Annotated in this window: 22 protein-coding genes and 1 pseudogene; 12 read left to right on the top strand and 11 right to left on the bottom strand. The window is 33.6% G+C overall.

The genetic code is table 11. The features are described 5' to 3' along the window. Positions 1-60: 60 nt before the first annotated feature. From nuoH to KF896_05920, 5 genes are all read right to left on the bottom strand, one after another. Positions 61-1,116 carry an NADH-quinone oxidoreductase subunit NuoH gene (nuoH, locus tag KF896_05940; GenBank protein MBX3043239.1) on the bottom strand — a complete coding sequence of 352 codons (1,056 nt, stop codon included), beginning with the start codon at positions 1,114-1,116 and terminating at the stop codon, positions 61-63. A gap of 31 nt (positions 1,117-1,147) precedes the next feature. Continuing rightward, positions 1,148-2,920 carry a molybdopterin-dependent oxidoreductase gene (locus KF896_05935; protein MBX3043238.1) on the bottom strand — a complete coding sequence of 591 codons (1,773 nt, stop codon included), beginning with the start codon at positions 2,918-2,920 and terminating at the stop codon, positions 1,148-1,150. Positions 2,921-3,064: 144 nt separating this feature from the next. Then, positions 3,065-3,808 carry a hypothetical protein gene (locus KF896_05930; protein ID MBX3043237.1) on the bottom strand — a complete coding sequence of 248 codons (744 nt, stop codon included), beginning with the start codon at positions 3,806-3,808 and terminating at the stop codon, positions 3,065-3,067. Between the two features lies 1 nt (position 3,809). Next, positions 3,810-4,409, bottom strand: a complete 600-nt coding sequence (gene ruvA, locus KF896_05925) for a Holliday junction branch migration protein RuvA (protein MBX3043236.1) — start codon at positions 4,407-4,409, stop codon at positions 3,810-3,812. Positions 4,410-4,480: 71 nt separating this feature from the next. Further along, on the bottom strand, positions 4,481-4,990 hold the full coding sequence (locus KF896_05920) for an OmpA family protein (GenBank protein MBX3043235.1): 510 nt from the start codon (positions 4,988-4,990) through the stop codon (positions 4,481-4,483). A 1,936-nt stretch (positions 4,991-6,926) separates the two neighbouring features. Here KF896_05920 and nusB point away from each other — a divergent pair. The 7 genes and pseudogenes from nusB (at position 6,927) to KF896_05885 (ending at position 11,572) form a co-directional block, all read left to right on the top strand. Beyond that, on the top strand, positions 6,927-7,412 hold the full coding sequence (nusB, locus tag KF896_05915; protein ID MBX3043234.1) for a transcription antitermination factor NusB: 486 nt from the start codon (positions 6,927-6,929) through the stop codon (positions 7,410-7,412). 193 nt (positions 7,413-7,605) lie between these two features. Next, the gene (locus tag KF896_05910) at positions 7,606-8,931 is read left to right on the top strand and encodes a hypothetical protein (protein MBX3043233.1); all 1,326 of its coding nucleotides are present in this window, start codon (positions 7,606-7,608) and stop codon (positions 8,929-8,931) included. A gap of 322 nt (positions 8,932-9,253) precedes the next feature. Next, entirely contained in the window at positions 9,254-9,877 is a 624-nt protein-coding gene (locus tag KF896_05905) for a molecular chaperone TorD family protein (protein ID MBX3043232.1), read from the top strand. An 11-nt stretch (positions 9,878-9,888) separates the two neighbouring features. Then, positions 9,889-10,203: a carboxymuconolactone decarboxylase family protein gene (locus KF896_05900; protein MBX3043231.1), complete on the top strand. Its 315-nt coding sequence runs from the start codon at positions 9,889-9,891 to the stop codon at positions 10,201-10,203. 51 nt (positions 10,204-10,254) lie between these two features. Next, on the top strand, positions 10,255-10,818 hold the full coding sequence (locus tag KF896_05895; GenBank protein ID MBX3043230.1) for a molybdenum cofactor guanylyltransferase: 564 nt from the start codon (positions 10,255-10,257) through the stop codon (positions 10,816-10,818). A 252-nt stretch (positions 10,819-11,070) separates the two neighbouring features. After that, a pseudogene (locus KF896_05890) lies at positions 11,071-11,340 on the top strand (BrnT family toxin). Next, positions 11,330-11,572 carry a hypothetical protein gene (locus tag KF896_05885; GenBank protein ID MBX3043229.1) on the top strand — a complete coding sequence of 81 codons (243 nt, stop codon included), beginning with the start codon at positions 11,330-11,332 and terminating at the stop codon, positions 11,570-11,572. Before KF896_05890 ends, KF896_05885 begins: the two are co-directional and overlap by 11 nt. A gap of 77 nt (positions 11,573-11,649) precedes the next feature. On the opposite strand, the gene KF896_05880 is transcribed toward KF896_05885, so the two are convergent. The 6 genes from KF896_05880 to trxA all read right to left on the bottom strand — a co-directional run bounded on the left by KF896_05880 (position 11,650) and on the right by trxA (position 17,358). After that, positions 11,650-13,287 (bottom strand): T9SS type A sorting domain-containing protein, encoded by a 1,638-nt coding sequence (locus tag KF896_05880; protein MBX3043228.1) that lies wholly within the window; start codon positions 13,285-13,287, stop codon positions 11,650-11,652. Beyond that, a complete protein-coding gene (locus KF896_05875) occupies positions 13,284-13,835 on the bottom strand; it encodes an RNA polymerase sigma factor (protein MBX3043227.1) in 552 nt (183 codons plus the stop codon). The genes KF896_05880 and KF896_05875 overlap by 4 nt, the downstream gene beginning before the upstream one ends. A gap of 153 nt (positions 13,836-13,988) precedes the next feature. Beyond that, complete coding sequence (locus KF896_05870; GenBank protein MBX3043226.1) at positions 13,989-15,389, bottom strand: phosphoglucomutase/phosphomannomutase family protein; 1,401 nt, start codon at positions 15,387-15,389, stop codon at positions 13,989-13,991. Positions 15,390-15,417: 28 nt separating this feature from the next. Continuing rightward, entirely contained in the window at positions 15,418-16,704 is a 1,287-nt protein-coding gene (gene eno / locus KF896_05865) for a phosphopyruvate hydratase (GenBank protein ID MBX3043225.1), read from the bottom strand. Between the two features lie 24 nt (positions 16,705-16,728). After that, positions 16,729-17,022, bottom strand: coding sequence for a 4a-hydroxytetrahydrobiopterin dehydratase (locus tag KF896_05860; GenBank protein MBX3043224.1), 294 nt, complete (start codon positions 17,020-17,022; stop codon positions 16,729-16,731). Between the two features lie 12 nt (positions 17,023-17,034). Then, entirely contained in the window at positions 17,035-17,358 is a 324-nt protein-coding gene (gene trxA, locus KF896_05855; protein ID MBX3043223.1) for a thioredoxin, read from the bottom strand. Positions 17,359-17,561: 203 nt separating this feature from the next. Here trxA and KF896_05850 point away from each other — a divergent pair, with 203 nt between their 5' ends. The 5 genes from KF896_05850 to KF896_05830 are packed head-to-tail and all read left to right on the top strand — an operon-like array spanning position 17,562 to position 22,340. Then, a complete protein-coding gene (locus KF896_05850) occupies positions 17,562-18,272 on the top strand; it encodes an HAD hydrolase-like protein (protein MBX3043222.1) in 711 nt (236 codons plus the stop codon). After that, positions 18,269-18,946, top strand: coding sequence for a (d)CMP kinase (gene cmk / locus KF896_05845; protein ID MBX3043221.1), 678 nt, complete (start codon positions 18,269-18,271; stop codon positions 18,944-18,946). The genes KF896_05850 and cmk overlap by 4 nt, the downstream gene beginning before the upstream one ends. Continuing rightward, positions 18,947-19,846, top strand: a complete 900-nt coding sequence (locus KF896_05840) for a 4-hydroxy-3-methylbut-2-enyl diphosphate reductase (protein MBX3043220.1) — start codon at positions 18,947-18,949, stop codon at positions 19,844-19,846. A gap of 27 nt (positions 19,847-19,873) precedes the next feature. Continuing rightward, positions 19,874-20,848 carry a class I SAM-dependent methyltransferase gene (locus KF896_05835; GenBank protein MBX3043219.1) on the top strand — a complete coding sequence of 325 codons (975 nt, stop codon included), beginning with the start codon at positions 19,874-19,876 and terminating at the stop codon, positions 20,846-20,848. Next, the gene (locus KF896_05830; protein ID MBX3043218.1) at positions 20,838-22,340 is read left to right on the top strand and encodes an oligosaccharide flippase family protein; all 1,503 of its coding nucleotides are present in this window, start codon (positions 20,838-20,840) and stop codon (positions 22,338-22,340) included. The genes KF896_05835 and KF896_05830 overlap by 11 nt, the downstream gene beginning before the upstream one ends. Positions 22,341-22,355 lie beyond the last annotated feature (15 nt).

The following is a 22,355-nucleotide window of genomic DNA, read 5'->3' as shown; positions in this document are numbered from 1 at the left end:
TTTATTTAACTTAACTTATTTTCGGTTTGTTCTGATTCAACCGTTTTTGTTAAATATTAATTATTTAAGAAAAATTACTCCAAGTGCTGTTACTAATACATTCAACAATGCAAGTGGTAGCAATACTTTCCAACCTAAATTCATCAGCTGGTCATAACGGAATCTTGGAATTGACCATCTGACCCAAATGAAGAAGAAAAGTAGTAATAGCACTTTTGCAAAGAATACTCCAAAATGTGCTGCTGCAAGGAGAATTGAGCCCTGCTCAAGTCCTAAAGTTTCAGGGGGTACAGGTAATGCCCAACCGCCAAGATATATCAAAACGATAAGAACAGCCGAAGTTGTCATATTTGCGTATTCAGCAAGGAAAAACATACCGAATTTCATACCGGAATATTCAGTATTGAAACCACCGACAAGTTCAGGCTCTGCTTCAGGAAGGTCAAACGGAGCACGATTTGTCTCCGCAAATGATGCAATGAGGAATATTATAAAACCAACAGGCTGTATGAATATATTCCATCTCCAGCCACCCCAGTTGTTTACCTGGTCATTTACAATATCATTCATTGCAAGAGAACCTGTAATGAGAACAACTCCGACTAAAGCAAGCCCCATAGATAGTTCGTAAGAAATCATCTGTGCAGCTGAACGTAGTCCACCCAAAAGCGAATATTTATTATTTGACGACCAGCCGGCAAGTGTAATCCCGTAAACACCAACTGATGTCATAGCCAGTATGTAAAGTAAACCGATATTTATATCGGGTGCTATACCTAAATATATGATTCTATCACCGATTTGAATATAGCTTGAAAAAGGAATCACAGCCCAAACTGCAATAGCTATACTTAACGAAAGAACAGGTGCCAATGCATGAAAAAATTTATCAGCATTTTTTGGCACAATATCTTCTTTCATAAATAATTTGAATACATCTGCAAAAGGTTGCAAAGTTCCAAAAGGTCCTACACGATTTGGACCTATACGTCCCTGCGCAAATGCAGAAATTTTTCTCTCAAGATATACATTCAGAGCAGCCATAAGCTGAATACCTGCAACTAATGCAAGCGCTTTGACTGATGCTTCAATTACAATCCAAAGTATTTCGGGCATATTATTCTATAAAAATTTATTGTTAATATTCTTAATCTGGTTTCATCACATGAGATTCATAAATGTGCATAACATTGTCAGGTCTGTCGGCTCTGTTTAAAACCAATCCCTGATGTAAGTCTAATTTATCATAACTCATATATTTGAATGACGGAATTTTTTCAACAATTTCGTCAAATACGGCTTCAGAATTTGCATACTTCCATGCTGCTCCCATTGCATTTGCAATTCCGGCGATAATTCTCCATGATTGTTTGCAATTTCTGGCTTCATGCTGTGTCCACCTGTCATTGAAAGCCCCGAATTTATCCAAGCGACTCATTTTCATACCCATAAACCGCAAATTTTCTTTCGTAATAAGTGCAGGTGTTAAGTGCTGAACACGCTTGTCTTTATTTGTGTAGGTACCTTCAATTTCTGCATAGGTAGAAGCTGCAAGCACAATATCGGCAATTTCAGTAATCTTATTATTGTTGTAATACATCACAACCAATAAATCCAATTTCTCAAGGTGTCCGATTATATGCTCGTGATTTCTGAAATCCTCTTCCATTACAAATAATGCTTTGATTCTGCCGCTGTCAATCAATTCGGCAAGGTCAGCAGCTTTAAGGCTTCCTTCAATAGATTTTGCACCGGTTTCGATAGCACCGTTTGTATTCGGTGTCCTGTCGGCAACACCAAGGAACTTATCTTCAAAAGATTTGTCAATATGCGTTAAAAAGTCAATATTAGAAGATTTAAATATCTGACGGGCAAATTTCTGAAATATATAATTATCTTCGTTTGTAGCCTTAGCAGAAGACAAGAAAAATACTTCATTTGATTTGAATTTCCCTAATCTTTTGGCAGTTTCCTGATATGCTTCCTGCCACGAAACGACCTGATTCAAACCATCAACTTTGATTGAAGGCTCGGAAATTCTGTTTTTATTGACAAATTCGTAATGATTTAATCTGGCATCATCACTTAGCCAATATTTATTGATAAACATATTGGTCCGTGGCTGAACGCGGAGAATTTCATTATTACGAACGCCTAATTTTGTATTACTTCCTGTTGAATCTGCAAAAGATATCGAATCATTGAAACTCATATCCCAAACTCTTGATTTGAATCTGAAGTCAGGGCTTGTTAGAGCACCAACAGGACATATTTCAATAACATTCATTGAATATGGATTATCAAATTCAGTCCCTTCGGAAAGCTTAATAGTAACATGGTCGCCTCTCTGTACGAATGTAAGAACATCCTGCTTAGCTACTTCTTTAGCATAGCGTATGCAGCGTGAGCAAGAAATACAACGCTCAGCATCATACATTACGTTTGGACCCCATTTCTGGCGTTTATCTTTGTGATTTTTTGTTTCTTCAAATCTGCTCTTACCGGAAGAATGGTTGAAAGCGTACTCCTGAAGTTTACACTCTCCGGCTTCATCACAAATAGGACAATCCAGCGGGTGATTAATCAAAAGGAATTCCATTACAGCTTCCTGAGCTTCGATTACTTTTGGTTTATTAAGATTTACATACATACCATCAGTAATCGGAGTTCCACAAGCAATCTGAAGTTTAGGGAAATAAGTAACTACGGGATTACCATTGTCGTCAACTTCGTTCGAACCGTCGGGAAGTCTCTTCGGCATACCAACTTCGACAAGGCACATTCGGCAGTTCCCTGCAACAGAAAGCTCCGGATGCCAACAAAAGTGCGGCACCTGAAATCCGTTATCGTAGGCTGCTTCAATGATAGTTTTACCCGGCTTTGTTTCAATTTTCTTACCATCTATGAAAATATGAGGCATCAGGTTAAGCTCCAATACTAATTAATTTCAAATTGAAAAATACAAAAAAAATTTAGATTTTCTCTTTTTGCACTAAAAAACATTGCAAAATACGAAAAAAATCTTTGGTAATAAAAATGATTTATCGAAAAAGTAAGATTTTTATTATTTTTCTAATTCAGCTTCTATCAAACGCCATATTTTTTGACATGGAAAAGCATTGCTGAATATTGCCTGACCAATAATTACAGAGTCAATATTGACTGTTTTTTTAGAATTTATTTCCCAAAGTAATTCAGGTGTATTTATACCACCATACAAAGTAAATTTGATATTATGATTATTTGCAATAATATCAAAAATTGATCTGTCAAAATCAGAATGTAAGTATATACTTTCATTCGTACCTATAAGTATCCTTTTTGCGTCGGATTTTTGAAGATTTTCCAATAATTCCTGTGGAGAAAAAATATTACGTAATTTTTCGTTATAAAGGTTACCTGATTCTATAATTACGGCAAAACAAATTCTGGAAGGTTTGAATTCAGCTATAATTTCACGACAACATTCCACATCTGCAAGAAGTTCATTGCTCAAAACAAGCCTGTAAAGCCCTGCTTCGAAGGCAAGACTGCAGTCGGTCAGGCTTTTGAAATCAGCATGAAGCTCAACCGGAATATCAACAGCACTGGTAATTTTTTGAATTAGTCCAAAATCAATTTCTTTACCATGGATAAGTGAGTCTTTGTCAATTATATGCAGTGCTTTAAAATTTTCTCTGCGAAGTAGCTTGATAAGTTCTTCAGGTTTATGCTGCAATTCTGTGTATAACGATTCGGTGCCGGGTTCACCGCTGATACATTGCGTACAAACGCCATTTTCGAGTTCAAATGATGGAATTATAAGCATATTAATTCATCGTATATTTTAAAGCAACTTTTATAAGATTTTCAATTTTAAGTTCGCCTGAAATTGAGCTTTGAGCAGATTTCACAGCTTTTTCGGCAGTATTTTTGTTATATCCGAGAGCAATCAGAGCAGCAACTGATTCATTGACAATTGCCTGATTCGGGGTAACCGGACTAATTGAACTGTCGGAACCTAAGAGATTAATTGCTTTGTCGCGAAGCTCAAAGCAAAGTCTCTCAGCTGTTTTTTTACCAATACCTGGCATTTTCTGAAGTGCCGGCAGATTTTGGTTAATTATGAAATTTGAAAGTGATTCGGGTGATACAGATGAAAGTATTCCTAATGATGTTTTTGCACCTATACCTGATACTGAAGTCAGCATATTGAAAGCTTCACGCTCACTTTCTGATGAAAATCCATACAGGTTTACTGCATCTTCCCGCATTTGGAAAACTGTAAGTAAAAAAACATTCTGTCCGATTTCAGGCAATTTATCGGATGTTGCTATTGACACATTTACAAAATACCCTACACCGCCGCATTCTACGACAGCAGCAGTGGTACTTCTGCTTATTAATTTACCGTTCAAACTTGCTATCATCTTATATCTTTATAGTTTTAAATAATGTATCAAAGCAACCGGTACAAAAATATAAAAATATTTCCGATAAATCACTTAATTTCGTTTTCTACTCTAATATTTACAGTTCTGCAATAAAATCTGCCTTCTGGAAAATCATTATCATAAAGGAGAATTTCTTTTCCAATGCCCTTGAATGTGCTTCCCTTATGTTTCAGTTCTCCATTCACAGTAGAGGCTCTACGCTCTGAAAGACGCTTGTTGTACGTATCATCTCCGGTTCTGTCAGTATAGCCTGTAATTTCAACTTTTGAGTCAGCGTTTAGTCGGCTTTTAACAAAACCAATAATCTCTTTATTATTGAAGCTGATATCAGATTTATCAAAATCAAAAAGTATCAAACTATAATTGTCAATTTGTTTATCTGCCACACCTGAAGTTCGTTTTTTCTGAACAGTAATTTGCTCAATTTCGATTATGCCCTTGTCAGATACTGCTTTGTTTGATTTAATATCGTATGCAGTAAGAGTAAATTCAAGAGGTTTATCCAAAACAGGAATACTACGTTTGTCTTCGTCAAGCATCCAGTCAACACTTTCCATAAATCCTTCCCCAAAATTAAATCTTTTAAGTGTGAAATTATCTTGAGTTACATCAATTTCCCAGCTTTTCAAACCGGCTTCGGAATTAATATCCGGCTTGAATCTAATTCCCGGAATACTTGTTGTCCTAAAATTATACGTCGCAAAAACTGGTTTTGTTATTTCAGGATTATTGGAATTAATTTCAACACGCCTGTTTTCCTGCGCTTTTTCATGATCAGTTATAGGGGTTGAGGCTTTTTCTGGTAAGTTCTGTGCTGTTATCATAATTCTACTATCAGAAATATTCCATATTTCAGTTAAATATTTTTTTATAGATTCAGCTCTGAGTGCTGACAAATCGCCATAATCTTTTTCTATCAAGCCGTCATTGCAACCAATGAGAGTGATATTTGCTTCAGGGAATTCAATCATTCTCTTGCCGATAATGTTCAGGAGTTGGTGATATGTGCTAATAACATCCGAATCAAATAATGAATCCATACTGAATCTGCTGACTTCGTTTTTACTTAATTGTGAATATCTTGGATTAATTTCACTGCTCAGAGAATCAAAAAAAATGTAATTCAGTAACGGTTGAAGTCTTGAAGTAGAAAATTCCTCAATAACAAATTTTGGTTTAGGCACTTCTTCAAAATCATCTGTCAGCCCAACAGCAGATATAGTTGCAGAAAGAGCATAACTACGTGGACTGAAAATTGTATCAGTACGAAATATTTTTTCAGTTTCAATTATAAAATCATCGTTTTCATCAACTGATTTTGTTAAAAGTGCTTGTCCCGATTTAAATTGGTTAGATGTTATTAATTCATTTTCTAAGTATAAAGTATCAATTTTTTCAATTTTTTCATATTGCCTAATTTTGGGTTTGCGGTATTCAGGCGTATATTTTATTGCAATACCTGCTCTGAGCGAGTTTACAGTCCAGCGGTTTACAAGCGGGTCATCAACAATATTAGTTATGCCAAGTTGATAACTCAACTCAGGATGAGCATTCCATGTACCTTTATTATTTAATGGGAATTTGTATGAAACTCCGATAACAGGTGCTATGAAGATGCTTGAGGCAGCCTGAAGTTCTCCTGAAAACTCGTTTCTTGTCCGGCTGAATGTATCGTTTCCATTTTCATCAACAAAAGTTCCTATGTTTGCTGGGCGAACAATCTGTTCCTTCTGCGAATAATCTTTTGAAATTAATGTCGAAAAATTTAATCCTAATGAAAGGCTAATATTATCATTGAGCTTGTACAGAAAATAAGGCTCAAGTCCCGCAATAGTCAAACTACCGTCAATTGTATGCTCAAACTCCCCTGTTACATCCTGACTATTAACTATAACTGTTGTAATTTCACTTGCTTTCAGAAGTCCGCTTATATTTTGGAATGATGCTCTTGCTCCTATGGAATAATTTCTTTTAAGCGGGTACTCGTATAGCAGACCAAAAGCCGGACCAAAGCCCAAACCTGTCCTGAAGCCCGGAGAGCAGCTGGGACAGTCAGGAATGCGGCTGAAATCAGCATCATGAAGATTAAGCAAAAAATTAATGTAAAATCCGTAAGTGCTCTTAAGACTATCGGACTCAGACTGCAAACCTAAGCTTGAGAATATAAACATAACAAGTACAAGTTTTTTCATGATTTCTCAAATATATATTGCTTAATGAATTTTCTATAAATAAAAATCTCAAATACTTAATTAAGAATTTACAAATATAATCACTTATTTACATTAAAAAAAATAAATAAATATTTAAATAAACATGATATACAAACTATTATCAATGAATATTCGTGTTTAAAATTTTGGTGTTCCTTAACATAAAACGAATAAAGTGACTGAAGATTTATCGAATATATATCCATTAAGTAAGACGAAAGTTGTCAGAGGCAGCAGAAGGCTTGCCCGAGAAAAAGTTCTGCAAATTCTTTTTGCATACATGCTATCCAAGTCTGACCTCGAAACCATTATATCCCACTCTGTTGACAGAGAATTCAATTTTGGAGATGAAGTTGAAGAAATTCTTAAAGATAAAATTCTCAAACCTGAGGAAGTATTTGAACTCGAAGCAGATATTCCAATTAAATGGTCATCCGGTGACCTGAATTTCCTAAAGAATTTGATTGAAAAAGTCCTGATTTCATCAATGGATACTGACGAAAGAATCAAAGGTATGTCGAATAACTGGGAGTTGGAAAGAATAAATCTAATTGACAGAATTTTAATTCATATTGCACGTGCCGAATTTCAGTATTTTGAAGAAATTCCTCCCAAAGTTACCATCAACGAAATTATTGATATAGCCAAGAAATACTCTACTAACAAAAGCGGTTATTTTGTCAACGGTGTTTTAGATGCTTTATTCATCAAATTGAAAAACGAAGAGTTGATTATAAAAAAAGGTAGAGGACTAATTGAAAAATAGAGTTTTACTGTAGTACTCACAAGTATTAGAGCTTTTTTGTATCGGCAATTTAAATAAAATAGCCGGTTTCCGCATTATATTATTCAAATTAATAATAATCATTTTTAAATATTATGATTTTCAACTATTCTTTTTTTTTATTACAAGAAAAATACTTACTTTTGATAATTGACAATTAATAATGGAAATGAAAATGGAAAAGTCAAAAAAAATGATTTCCAATATTTGTTTTGTTATATTGATTTTATGCTTTTTTTCCTATAATCTCTTTTCACAGAGTGAGCTTATAGAATTCAACGGTTTTTCTTACAGAGCTAAATCGCATTCAAATCAAATACCAAAATCAATAAAGAAGTTGGAAATAACTAATTATCAAACCGGATATACGCTTGATTTTTTTAATAATGTGATTAATAAAGAAGAATTAATTTTAACAAGTATTAAACAAGATAATAAAATCAAAAATGGTTTGAATTTGATGGATATAAATTTTTCTCAAAGTTGTTTTAATCTAACTATTTATAATACCGGCATAAATTTGGGCAGGCTCATTATCGTAGATATTGGCGGCAAAGAAATTGCAAAGAATAATTTGAATCTTCAAGATGGTGTTAATAATTTGAATCTGCCTGTTAAAAGTTTATCAGACGGATTTTATGTTATTTTGATACAAAAAAATGCTTTTTCAGAATTCATTAAATATCCATTTATTATGTTTAATAACGAGATATTTTTAAGCAAACCATTTAATAATAATTTCAGTGAAACACCTCAAATCTTTAGTTCTGATGGAGGTTTTCGTTTTATAGCACATCCATTTACATTGGCGCATATTCCTGATACTGTTGAAGTGGAATCATTAAACGATATTGAAATTATCGAGTTTTTTTTCAAAGATAATGCTGAATTTAATTTTCGGACAGGTAATGTGAAAATTGAAAATCTGCAAATTGGAACCAACGAAATTGTTGAGTGGTATAATCCCGATTATACCATCAAGCGAATTGATACGAATGATTTAGAAAAGAATTTAAATTTAGAATTTATACTTGCTGTTGATAACGCGTCGCCTCCATTTGTTAGTAAATGTAATGAAGAAATTAATTTTAATAATCTTGTTAAATTTTGCAAAGTTATTTTGACAGGAGATAAATATGCTCCATATTATTCACGATTTGCAGCAATTTTTATAATTCACTCAGCTACCAATACATTACATATAAATCAGTTATCAGAGGAAAAGTCTATTGGTTCTAATAGCTTTGGAGTATATAATAAACTGAATTTGTTTTTCAAAACCGAAACAGGAATTCCTTACAAAATAAATCCTGTAACAGGTGAGTTGGAAGCAGAATTTATTCTGACAAAGGATGATTTTTCATTTACTTATAACTATTCTGTTTCAGTTTATAATCGGGATTTTGAAAATAATTATCCAATTAAGAAAAGTAAAGAGAATATGATATCTTATGATGCAATTACCGATATGACAAAAGTTACTATTGTGCTTACTCCATAGCTGAGAAAGGAAGTACAATTTAAACATAAAGATACTTCAAATGTAGGGATTATGACTTCGATAATGTTAAGTATCTACTTCTTTAGGTTGTTGACCCAATTCTTACCTGATACAACTTTAAATGGTCACGATTGATTACCCTAATTCCTGAAACTGATGACTCTCTTGTAACTGCATTGGATTATGAAATTTAGCAGCAGAGCCGGCTCGCATACTGAAACAGTAAATATTGTAATCTCAAGATAACAATATTTCATTTGAATGCCGTCAAAGTATGCAAATGACTTTGACGGTTTTTTATTTATTCATAAAAATATTGATTATGGAATTAATCACAAAAAAAATTCAGGCAATAAATATCCTAACAGCATTATTCTGTCAGCCCGAAAATGATATTCTTGCCGGTAAAGATATTTATATACACCTTCAAAATGCACTAAAAGACTTTTCGGATAATGCATTTGAAAGTGCTACAAAACTAAATGAACTTTATAATCAAAAAAGTGAAATAGAAAATCTTGCTGATTATACAAAAATTTTCATGGGACCATTTGAGGCAATAGCTCATCCTTATAGTTCTGTATATTTTGGCGAGAGAACATTAATGAATGACACTACCGAATGGGTTCTCAGATTTTATAATGAAACAGGTGTCGGCTATGACGAAGAAATGAAGGATATGCCTGACCATTTAGTTATAGAATTAGAATTTTTGTATCATCTCAATTTTCATTTGCTTGAAAGCATCAATAATAATGATTTAGAGCAAATGAAGTTTTTCTACGAGCGTGAAACTGAATTTTTCAATAAACATTTTGCAGTTTGGATTCCAATTTTCTGCAAAAAAATATACGAATTTCCAATTAATGACTTTTATACAGAACTTGCAAAATGTTTGGAACATTTTGTTAACGATTACAAAATATATAAACCATTTAATAATTAAGGAATTACATTATGGATACTATTCCAAAACAATTCACAGATTTTGGCAAAAATTACCCTGAAGTGATGAAAGCTTATGAAGAGCTTGGTTCATCCGTTCACAATGCGGGACCTTTGGATAATAAAACCCGTAGTTTGATTAAGCTTTCTCTTGCAATTGGTGGTCGTCTTGAAGGTGCAGTTCATGCCCACGTAAGAAAAGCGTTAACAGCCGGCTGTAATGCCGAAGAAATCCGTCAGACTGTCCTTCTTGCACTTCCAACTCTTGGAATGCCTGCTATGATGATGGCAATGACATGGGTTGACGATATTTTAGGTAATCAGTAATCAATGCTTAATTTTGACTGCTTTATTATTGCAGGCGGGAAAAGCACCCGAATGAAAACCGATAAGTTGCTGTTACCTTTCGCTAATAGCAACTTACCGGAGTATATTCATTCTAAAATTTCTGAAATTTTTTCGAATATTTTAATTATCAGCAATTCTAAAAATGTCTATATTCCGGATTGCCAAGTATATAAAGATATAATTCAATCAATAGGACCAATTGCAGGGATACATTCCGCACTTTCAAATTCCAAAACATACAATAGCTTTATTATTGGTGGCGACATCCCGTTTTTCAATCCTGATGCAATCATGTTTTTGAAAGATAATTTGTTTCAGCATGATATTATTATTTTTTCTGAAAATGGAAGAAATCAATATCTGTTTGGATTCTATTCAAAGAAAATAATTCCCAAAATTGAGCAAATGGTTAATGATGTAAAAATTGATGACAAGCCAAAAGTAAAATTATCTATGCGGGATTTGCTCGAGAATACAAACTCAAAGGTTGTTGAAATTACTGAATTGCCATTCTATCATCCGCACTTTTTCTATAATATAAATACTGCGGAAAATTATGCCGATGCCCAACTAATCCTTAGAAATTTGAGCTGAAATATCCAACAGCTTCTTTCCCATTTTAGATATTACTTGCTCAAAATTGCAATTATGGCAATAAAGTCGGCTTGCAAAAAATACTGATTAATGGCACAATCCAAGACATTAACTCCGAAAACTGAAATAACCCTATAAAGCAAAAATATATAATATTGGATAATCCAAACATATCATTCAAAACCTATATTCTTTCAAATAATTTTGTTATTATCATGAAAATGTTTATTTTTAATATTTTTGGGTGGATAATTGTACGAATTTGAATGGGATATAGCGAAAGCTGAATCAAACTTCAACAAGCATGGAGTTAGCTTTGTAGATGCCGCTACTGTATTTGACGACCCATTCGCAGTATATTAGGATATTTTCCATTCCCAAAATGAATTGAGATATATTGTTAGAGGTTATTCAAAATCAAATACTTTGCTTATCGTCAATTTCACTATGAGAGAACAAAAGGTTAGAATTATAAGTTCAAGAAAGGCAACAAAAAAGGAGAAAAATTATCATGAAAAATAATTCCAAAAAGATTATACAAAAAAATTCAAATCCAAACATTGAACAGGATGTGGATTTGAATGATGAGTTGCCATTGGAAATTGATTTCTCCAAATTGAAACAAATTGATAATCCTCTACGAAAAACAGTTCCCATCAATTTGGACAGTGATTTAGCATACCATTTCAAAAATTCTAAGCAGTTAAATCAATTTCTAAGACTTCAACTTAAATCACTTGCTATAATAAGATAAAATATTTTTTAATGAAAAAGCCCTCACCGGATTATGATGAGGGCTTTTTTTTTTGTTTTATATTTCAGAAGCTTTCGTTATTTTTTTATGATTCTTTGCATTGTAATTTCATTATTGTTACTTTGAACAGCTATTATATAAATTCCCGGAACTAATTTTGTCAAGTCAAGAAATTCAGTATTAATCCCAGAATTATAGCCGGCTTTTTTCAAATCCATGATTTTATTACCTTCCAAATCATATATTGAAATTTGAATATTTCTTGATTCTTTTAAATCAAACTTGACTGTGAGTTCAGTTTCCACAGGATTTGGGAAAACTCTCAAATTCTCAATTGAACCACTACAAGTTCTCCAAATATCAAGGTATGTTTCTTCTACGTTAATATCAGCACCGCATATAGCTTCTTCCTTTTCAAGTAATTTAAATTCCTTTGCGAGTTGTTTGCTGTATTTAGCCGGTAGCAATTCAATAAGCTCCTGAGATGGTTTGTACCAAAATATAAAACCTTCTGTTTTATCTTTATTTGTGGGAATTTCGATAGCTACCATTTTGTTGGAGAAAACGTAATTTTGAAACTGCTCATTAATTAATTCAACTTTAGCCGAAAGTACGGGATAATCAATTTTCAGAAAATCAATCATTCTAACCGGATGCTGAACAAATTGAACATTGCTACCTAAGTCATCGTAGTATTTGATATCTTCATTTGACAAACTGTCTTTGTTGGATTCATCTTTAAAAAATGTAAATGTCATATCATGTTTTGAAGTTGAACTCGTATCCTTGAATGATAAATCCACTTTGATTTTTTGGAAATATTCATTCATTTTGGTGAGCAGTAATTTTATTTCATTGTTGATTTCATCTTGACCGTCATTCTTAAAAGAAAATTCTTTGAAAATACTTTGTAATTTACTTAAATTCAATTTAATATTTTCCGGAATTATAAATTCACTTATCGAAGAATGAAAGTTAATATTCATAAAATCATTAAACTCACTTCTAAACGGAAAAAACTCGTCTAACTCATTACTCTCGATAAAAATATTACTTGAATATAAATAAATCCCTCCTTTAAAGTTTGTTAATGCTTCAGGAGCCAATCTGATATGCTTTGTTGTATCATTTTCAGTAATTTTGTCAAATCTGTGTGTAGAGCCGTGAGATAGTGTGTACACTGAATAAATCGCAGCTGTTGGACTCATTTTTGTGCTGAATCCAATACCTGTAATTATTTCTCCATTTTGATTTTTTGTATCAATTGAAACACCAAACACTTCTAAATAATCTTCATTTAAAGTTATAGAATTTAATCCCTGAATTTTATCGTTTTGATTGTATTCCTTCTGCAAAGTTTTAGTAGCGTCATTTGTAGTTTGTTCGTATTCAATTGGTATTTCTGAATGAGCTGCTGATTGATGTTCCACATTCAGTTTGTTGCTAATATTATGGTCATAAGTTATCTCAATATTTGATTGAACATTTGAAATATTCTCAAAAGATGTGGTATTCAGACCGAAATAAATCAGTCCGGCAATAATTAATGATGATAAAGTCATAGTCAGGATTCCTTTTCGTTTGTTAATAAAATTCGATGAAGGAAAATTATCACTGTTTTCGATAAGATGTCGCATTTTCTCATCGGTAATCGGTGATTTATGATTCCTTGCAGATTTAAAATAGCTTTCTAAAGATTTATTATTAAAATTCATTTTTCTACCTCTTCGCTTCGTTCAGCAAATACTAAAAAATCCTTATCAGAATGGTGAACCATCATCAATGACCTTAGCTTCTCTTTTCCTCGTTTTATTCTTGATTTCACTCCTGATTCAGTACCACCTTGTATTTGCATGATTTCCCTAATCGAAAACCCCGAAATTTCAAATAATACCACCGCTTCCTTTTGCAATTCGGGTAAATTGTTTATTTCTTTGTATAAAATGCCAATATCGTATGGTAAATCAGGTGCCGGTTCTGAAGAAACGATATTATCAGAACTTTTTTCATCGAAGAATCCAAAAAGCCACGACCTGCGGTATTTTTGCCTGTGTAAGCTCCTGATTGTCTTAAAAACGTATCCTTTGAATCCGGTTAAATCTCTAAGATTATCAAATTTTTCATAACAGACAAGAATAGTATCACTAACAAGGTCTTCAGCGTCTTCGCTATTCTTTGCCAAAGCCCGTGCATACATATAGAGTGAATCATTTAAAGCATGAAACAACTCTAAGAATTTTTCCTGTTTTTCTTTGGAATTCAAAACAATTTTTGTCCTGTAATTTTCTGTCCAAACAAATAGATGCACAAGATTGAAATAAGTTGCAAATTGTTTTTTAAATAGGCATATTTTAAAAAACTCCGAACCTTAAATAGAAAAGTTCGGAGTCTGATATGCATTAAATAATGGAATGAATTACTTCAGTTTCATTCCGGAGTCAAGAAGTTCTTCAACTTTGGTGACTGAATCAGCTTCAGCGTAGAATCTTATCAATGGCTCGGTGCCGGATGCACGAATCAAAAGCCAGCCCTTATCCACAAAGAATTTAAAACCATCTGTGAAATTTGTACCGATGACAGGATATTTACCCAATTGTGTTGGATTAGAGCCCGCCGCTTTCAGAATCTGCTCTTTCAATTCCTCTGTAACTGTTACATCTCTGCGGCTGAAACGGTGAACGCCAAATTCTTCGTCAAGCTCATCACACAGCTCTTTCAAAGATTTTTTGCGGACAGCCATAATTTCAAGTATCATCAGAGAATTGAATAATCCATCACGTTCAGGTATATGAACAATCGAGCTTAATCCGCCTGATTCTTCACCACCAATTAAGATTTTTTCCTCTACCATCAGTTTTGCAATATGCTTAAATCCTACAGCAGTTTCAAAAAGATGAATCTTCTTCTTTTCACAATACAGATTTACCATTGTAGTGAGTGATACAGTCTTGGCAACAGCACCGCGTTTCTTTTTGACTTCATAAAGATATTTTAGCATAATCATGAAGATTTTATGCGAATCAACAAAATTACCTTCGTGGTCCATCAGCCCAAGTCTGTCAGCATCACCATCTAAAGCAACACCAATATCGAATTTACCTTCGACAACTTTCGCTGCCAAAGTACCCAAACATTCAGCAATAGGTTCAGGATGGTCAATTTCACCGAAAGATGGATTGTATTCACCATGAATTTCACTTGCGCCAGGCAGAAGTTTATGAATAGTGTCAATTCCTGCTCCGTGCATGGGATCAAAAAGAATTTTGAAACCTGAATTTTGAATAGCTTCAATATCAATTTTCTTTTTGATGTATCTCAGATAAGATTCTTTTGCATCAAAAATTTTGATATAACCCAGTTTGATATACTCTTTCAAAGTTTTCATTTTAAACTGAGGCGGTTTATTCCAGAGTTTTTTGAGTTCAACTTCAAGTTCTGTAATATCTTCAGGTTTAGCAGGACCACCGAAATTAGCCTTAACCTTGTAACCATTATAAATAGGAGGGTTATGGCTTGCGGTAATTACAATTCCAAGAGAAGCATTCTTTTGTTTAGTATGATAAGAAACCTGAGGAGTAGATGAAACTCCATCAGTCAACTGAACTTTAATGCCCTGCCAAGCAAGTACTAAAGCGGTTTCTTCTGCAAACTGCCGTGAAAGAAATCTTGTATCATACCCAATGACGACATTCAAATTATCCTCACCGAATTTATTCTTCAGATAACGGGCAGTTGCTAATGCCACTTTCTGAACATTTTCAAAAGTAAAATCTCTTGCAATAAGTCCGCGCCAGCCGTCTGTTCCAAATTTAATCATTCTCTTACTCTAATTAATTATTCATATATTATTGTCTGTTAAAAATACTTCTGCCTGCATAAATGCCTTCAGGTCCAAGCATATCTTCAATTCTGAGTAACTGATTATATTTAGCAACTCTGTCTGTGCGGCTTGGAGCTCCTGTTTTAATCTGACCTGCATTTGTAGCAACAGCAATATCTGCAATTGTTGTATCTTCTGTTTCGCCTGAACGGTGTGAAATTACGTTTGAATAGCCGTATCTTTGTGCAAGACTAATAGTATCAAGTGTTTCAGTCAAAGTACCAATTTGATTAACTTTAATCAATATTGAATTAGCTATATGCTCAGAAATGCCACGACCTAAGAAATTTGGATTTGTTACAAATAAGTCGTCGCCAACAATTTGAATTTTATTACCAAGAGCGAGAGTAAGTTTGCTCCAGCCTTCCCAGTCGTTTTCGCCAAGACCGTCTTCAATAGATATTAGCGGATACTTGTTAACAAGTTCAACATACCAATTAATCATATCATCAGCAGTAAGCAAATCACCCGATGATTTGAACATTTTATACTTGCCATCTTCATACATTTCACTTGCGGCAGTGTCAATTGCAAGCAAAATATCATCATTAGGTCTGTAACCGGCTGCTTCAATAGCTTCAAGTATGACATCAAATGCTTCTTCGTTTGATTTAAGTGATGGGGCAAAACCACCTTCATCTCCAACTGAAGTGCTGTAACCTTTAGATTTTAAAACATTTTTCAGATTATGGAATACTTCAGTACCCATTCTTAATGCTTCAGAAAAAGTTTCTGCACCAACAGGCATAATCATAAATTCCTGAATGTCAACTGTATTATCGGCGTGCTTGCCGCCGTTGAGTATATTCATCATAGGAGTAGGAAGTGTATTTGCACGAATACCACCAATATAACTGTACAAAGGAAGCATGTGAAACTCGGCAGCAGCTTTTGCACAGGCAAGTGACACACCTAATATAGCATTAGCACCTAAATTCGATTTGTTATCAGTATCGTCAAGTTCGAGGAGAATATTATCAATTTGCGACTGCTCTGCAGCATCTATACCTTCTAAGGCGTCTGCAATAGTCTCATTTACATTATCTACGGCTTTAAGCACCCCTCTTCCGAGGTAGCGGCCTTTGTCGCCATCTCGTAACTCGTGGGCTTCATGCTCACCTGTACTTGCTCCTGAAGGAACAATTGCTCGTCCCATCGAGCCATCTTCAAGTAAAACTTCAACTTCTACAGTCGGATTACCGCGAGAATCAAGCACTTCACGTGCATAGACATCAGTTATTAAAGAACTCATTCTATTTTCCAATTTTTTATATTATTAAAAATTTAATTCATCAATTTTTTTAGCTAATTCAAAGTCCAATTTTGTAAGACCACCTTTATCGTGAGTAGATAACATTATACGAATTTTGTTCCATCCGTAAATTAGTATGTCAGGGTGATGGTCGGCTTTTTCTGCAAGAACAGCTACAGAGTTGACAATACCGATAGCCGCGGCAAAGTTAGACGCGGCTATTTCTTTTACAATTAATGTATTTTCCTTTTTCCAAAAAGGGAAATCCGACAATAAATCGGCGATTTCGTCATCTTTCAATAATTCAGGTCGGAACATTTCTAAACCTTATTATAAATGAGATTGCAATCTGTCAACTATTTGGGCTTTAGGAACAGCACCTACTATCTGGTCAACTACTTCACCGTTTTTGAAAATGAGAATAGTAGGAATTGAGCGGATGCCATATTTACTTGCTACCTGGGTGTTGTTATCAACATCAAGTTTGCAAATTTTGGCTTTGCCTTCATATTCTCCAGCCATTTCGTCAACTATTGGTGCAATCAAACGGCAAGGTCCGCACCATGCAGCCCAAAAGTCAATTAATACTGGAATATCTGATTTAATTACTACATTTTCAAATTCTGCATCTGTGAGATGATGTGGTTTTGACATTATAAAATAACTCCTTAAAATCATAAAAATTACATATACAAAAATATAAAATATTAATCTAATTCTTTTATAAAAATTGATAATATTTGAAAATAAATCAAACTTTTTTTATGAACATAAATATTATAAGTTTTTCAATATTAAAAATACTTAGTTAAACTAAGACGTCTTATGCATTATTTAATTCTTACAATTTTCAAATAATGAAATATCTTGTTTTGTTTGACATAGATGGTACAATTTTAAATTTCAGGCATGGAATAGCCAAGCAGTTATTTGCTGAAATGCTCAAAGAGCTTTTTGGTCGTGATGTTCCGGACTCAGCAATACCTCAATTCCACGGTATGACAGACCTCCAGATAATAAGAAGTATAAGTGAAAATATTGGCATTTCATATCAGGATACAATTGAACTGATTCCTCAAATATGGAAAAAGATGCTTGTTATGTTTCAGCAGCATTCCTTACCTGAAAATGTTACTGTCCTACCGGGTGTTCCTGATTTAATAAAAACCCTTAGCGAAAATGACGAAGTCAGATTAGGTCTTATAACAGGAAACTTTTTAGAAAATGCATATTTAAAATTAAGTATTGCAGGGCTTGACTCATACTTTCCAACCGGTGCTTTCGGTTGCGATTCTGAAGACAGAAATATGCTGCCACCCATAGCAATCATGAGAATCAATCAGCATTATAATACACAGCTATTTGCATCTCATAATACTATTATAATCGGGGATACGCACAGAGATATCGAATGTGCAAGAAAGAACGGAATTAAAGTAATTGCTGTTGCAACAGGCGGATTTACGAATGAAGAGTTGAACTCTCAAGCTCCTGATGCAGTTTTAAATGACCTTGGAGATACTAGTTATTCATTGAAAACTATTTATTCATTGTTAAATTCAAATTGATGAAAAAAATTATTATTGCAATTGATGGACCTGCAGGCTCGGGAAAATCAACAACGGCAAAAATTGTAGCTGAAAAATTGGGATATATTTATATTGATACAGGAGCTATGTACAGAGCTGTTACACTTGCGTGCATTGAAGCAAATACGGATATCAATGATGAATCTGTCAGCAAAGTTGTTGATGATATAATAATCGAGTTAAGACAAAGCGACTTAGGGCAAAGAACTATTTTGGATGGTCGGGACGTAAGTGATGATATCCGGCGACCGGACGTAACTAAACTGGTCAGTCCGGTGAGTGCTATGGCTTATGTCCGCGAGAAAATGGTCGAGCAACAGAGATTAATGGGGCAGTCCGGTGGTGTTGTTATGGATGGGCGAGATATTGGAACTGTTGTTTTTACTCAGGCAGAGCTTAAGATTTATCTCATAGCATCTATTGAAGCCAGAGCGGAAAGGAGAATGAAGGAACTTAAGCTCAAAGGATATGATTCATCAATTGATGAAATTAGTTCGCAGATTGAAGCTCGTGATAAATATGACAGCAGTCGCGAAATAAGTCCTTTAAAAAAGGCTGATGATGCAATCGAAATTGATACATCAAATATTACAATTGAAGAACAAACGTCAATCATCTTAAATTTGGCTAATGATTTATTAAAGGTAGGATAAATGAAAGTTACGATAGATGAAAAAGCAGGATTTTGCTGGGGTGTGGTTCGGACAGTTGATATTGCTGAAGAAACATTAAATCTTGCTGCTAAAAATGATTCAAAAACCTATATACTTGGGCATATTATTCACAATCCCAAAGAAATAAGCAGGTTGGAAGAAAAAGGTCTGACAACTATAACACACGATGACTTAGAGGAAATTGCTAAAAATGACAAGAATGCTAAGGTTATCATAAGAGCTCACGGGGAGCCTCCGTCAACTTACAAAAGAACTGCTGATTTGGGAATGAATGTAATTGATGCCACTTGTCCGCTTGTTACAAATCTGCAGAACAGAGTCCGAAAGTATTATGAATTGGGTTATAAAATTATAATTTTCGGAAAAAAAGAGCATGCTGAGGTTATTGGTCTCAGAGGTGTTTGCAATGATGAGTGCACTGTAATAAAAACTCTGGAAGAAGCTAAGCAGATTAATGATTTCGAGCGTCAAACAATTTTTATGTCTCAAACTACTATGGATAAACACTTATTCCATGAAGTTAAGGGGTATTTAGAGTCCAAAATTAATAATTTGATAGATTTGGGTGAAATTGAAAGTAAGTTAATCGGAAGAGATACTACCTGTAGAGCTGTTACAAGTAGGGAAGAGCCACTCCTTAATTTTGCGAAGTCTAATGATGTGATGATTTTTGTCTCAGGTAAAAATTCTTCAAACGGTAAGAGTTTATATAATTCATGTCTTAAAGTTAATCCTAGAACTTATTTTGTGGAAGATTTGAGTGAAATTGACTGGGCTTGGTTTGAGAATGCTGAAACCGTAGGCATTTCGGGTGCTACCAGCACTCCTCAATGGTATATGGAAAATGTAAAATCATGTATTGAGAATAAATTTAATTAGAATTTCTTTTTCTTAATCGGAATTTAAGTGAATTTAATAACATATGATGATATAATCGAAACTTATTTAAGGATACGTCAGAGAGGTTCATCTTTTTTGTTATCCAAAATAAATTTATTCCCAAGTAAGAGAACAATATCAAGTTTTTCAAGCGATATGCAAAGGTCAGGTTGGTGGAGTGTACCTTTAGTATACAAACGATGGAATGAAATAATAACCGGTAACCCCGAAATAACTTATGAAAAATTTTTTGTTGAAAAATTCTTAGATTCAAAAACTAATGTTTCGCTACTTTCATTGGGTTGTGGCGAAGGAACTCGTGAAATGCATTTGGCTTCAAATCCAATTTTCAGCAAAGTGACTGGAGTTGATATATCTTATTCAAGAATCAAAAGTGCCAACTTAAGGGCAAAAGAAAATAAACTTGACAACATTTTTTTTATTTGTAATGATGTAAATAATCTGAATATTAATCAAGAAAAATTTGATGTAATATTATTTGATAATTCACTACATCATTTTAAAAATGTCGTAAAATTACTTCCATCTATAACTTCAAAATATTTGAAAAATAACGGGTTTTTAGTTGTCAATGAATATATCGGACCAAAAAGACTTCAATGGAGTGATATACAAATAAATTATACAAATAATACATTAGCAGAAATTCCCGAAAAATTTAGAACCAGATATTTAACTAAATCAATTAAAAATAGATTTACCGGTCCCGGATTGATAAGAATGTTTGTATCTGATCCATCGGAAGCTGTGGATTCAGAAAACATATTACCTGCTTTGAGAAAATACTTCGAACCGATTTATGAAAAGTTCTATGGTGGGAATCTTTTAATGCATATTCTTAAAGATATTGCCCACAATTTCTATGAACAAAATGAAGAAACAAAAAGTCTTCTAACGAAATTATTTATGATTGAAGATGAACTAATTAATATAGAAAAGAAAAGTTTAATGATGTTTGGCATTTATAAAAATGCTCAGTAAATTAAAAAATCTTGCCGGAGATACTATAATTTATGGTATGAGTTCAGTTATCATAAGGCTATTTACATTTCTGCTGACACCTGTTTACTCAAATTTTCTCTCTACATCGCAATTTGATTTTCTGATTTATCTTTTATCTTTTTCTGCTATCCTGGCTGTATTTTATTCGGTTGGGATGGAAGCAGCATATATTCGCTTTTTCAAGCACGATGATGAGGTTCAATCGCGTCAAGCATTCTCAATTTCATACTTTGCAATAAATATTTTAGCATTCTTAGTCACACTATTGATTATCCTGAATTCAAACTATCTCGTAGAAATTGCTGGATACAGTCATATTCCCTACGCTTCAAATATGATAATGCTTGCAGCTTTCATACCTTTTTTGGATGTGTTATCCAACATTCCATTTAATTTTCTTAGAGTAACTAGAAAAGCTGTAAGATTATCACTTTTCAAGCTCTTAGTTGTTGTAACTTCATTGATACTTCATTTGATTTTACTCATTAATTACGATATGCAGGCAGAAGGTGCGTTATGGTCACAAATAACTGCTAATCTATTTGCATTTATAGTGCTTATACCAATCATCCTGGAAAATCTCGTATTTGATTTTGATAAATCCTTGATAAAAGATATGATTCGATTTGCTCTGCCTGTGTTTCCCGCCGGGCTTGCATCGGTATTTCTGCAAGTAGCCGACAGACCAATCCTAAAAATTCTGACGGATTCAGAGATTGCAATCACTACTTATCAAGTTAATTACAGACTGGCTGTGCCAATGCTGATTTTTGTTGCTGTGTTTGATTTTGCTTGGCAACCATTTTATTTAAAGCATTACGAAGAAAGTGATTCTCCAAAATTATTCGGCAGAGTCCTGACCTATTACACTCTAATAGCCGGTATGTTATTCCTGACTCTGTCATTTTTTTTGGAGTATCTTGTAAGGATTCCATTCCCGGGCGGTAGCCTGATTAATAGTATCTATTGGCAAGGACTTCATATCATCCCTTTTATATTAATTGCTTACTTTTTTTATGGCTTGTACGTAAACTTCTCAATTGGTGCCATTATCGGCAAAAAAACTTATGCAACGGCAATAGCACTAATTTCCGCTGTTATTGTCAATATCGCAGGAAATATGAAATTAGTGCCTGAAATAGGATATATTGGTTCAGCATATTCGATAATTCTTGCATATTTTGTTGCAATGTTGATAATTTATTTTTTCAGTCGTTCATATTTCAAAGTGGAATATGAATGGAAAAGGGTTGTAATTATTATAATCATATCAGCATCAATATATATATTAATCACTGAATTTGTAAATTTAGTTGATAGTGATTTTCTGCAATTTATTATTAAATTGTCAGGAGTTGGATTATTTCTGCTATTTCTTAGAATATTTGGATTCTTCACAAAGGGTGAAATTTCATTTGTCAGAAACTTTTTCAAAAAGTCAGATAAAATGTCTGATAATTTAAAAATTTAATATAAAAAGAAAATA

It is taken from the genome of Ignavibacteriota bacterium, from assembly GCA_019637995.1.
In the GTDB taxonomy this organism is placed as follows: domain Bacteria; phylum Bacteroidota; class Ignavibacteria; order Kapaibacteriales; family UBA2268; genus JANJTB01.
Note: the sequence above shows the minus strand (reverse complement) of the source record. Positions and strands in the feature narration are given on the sequence as shown.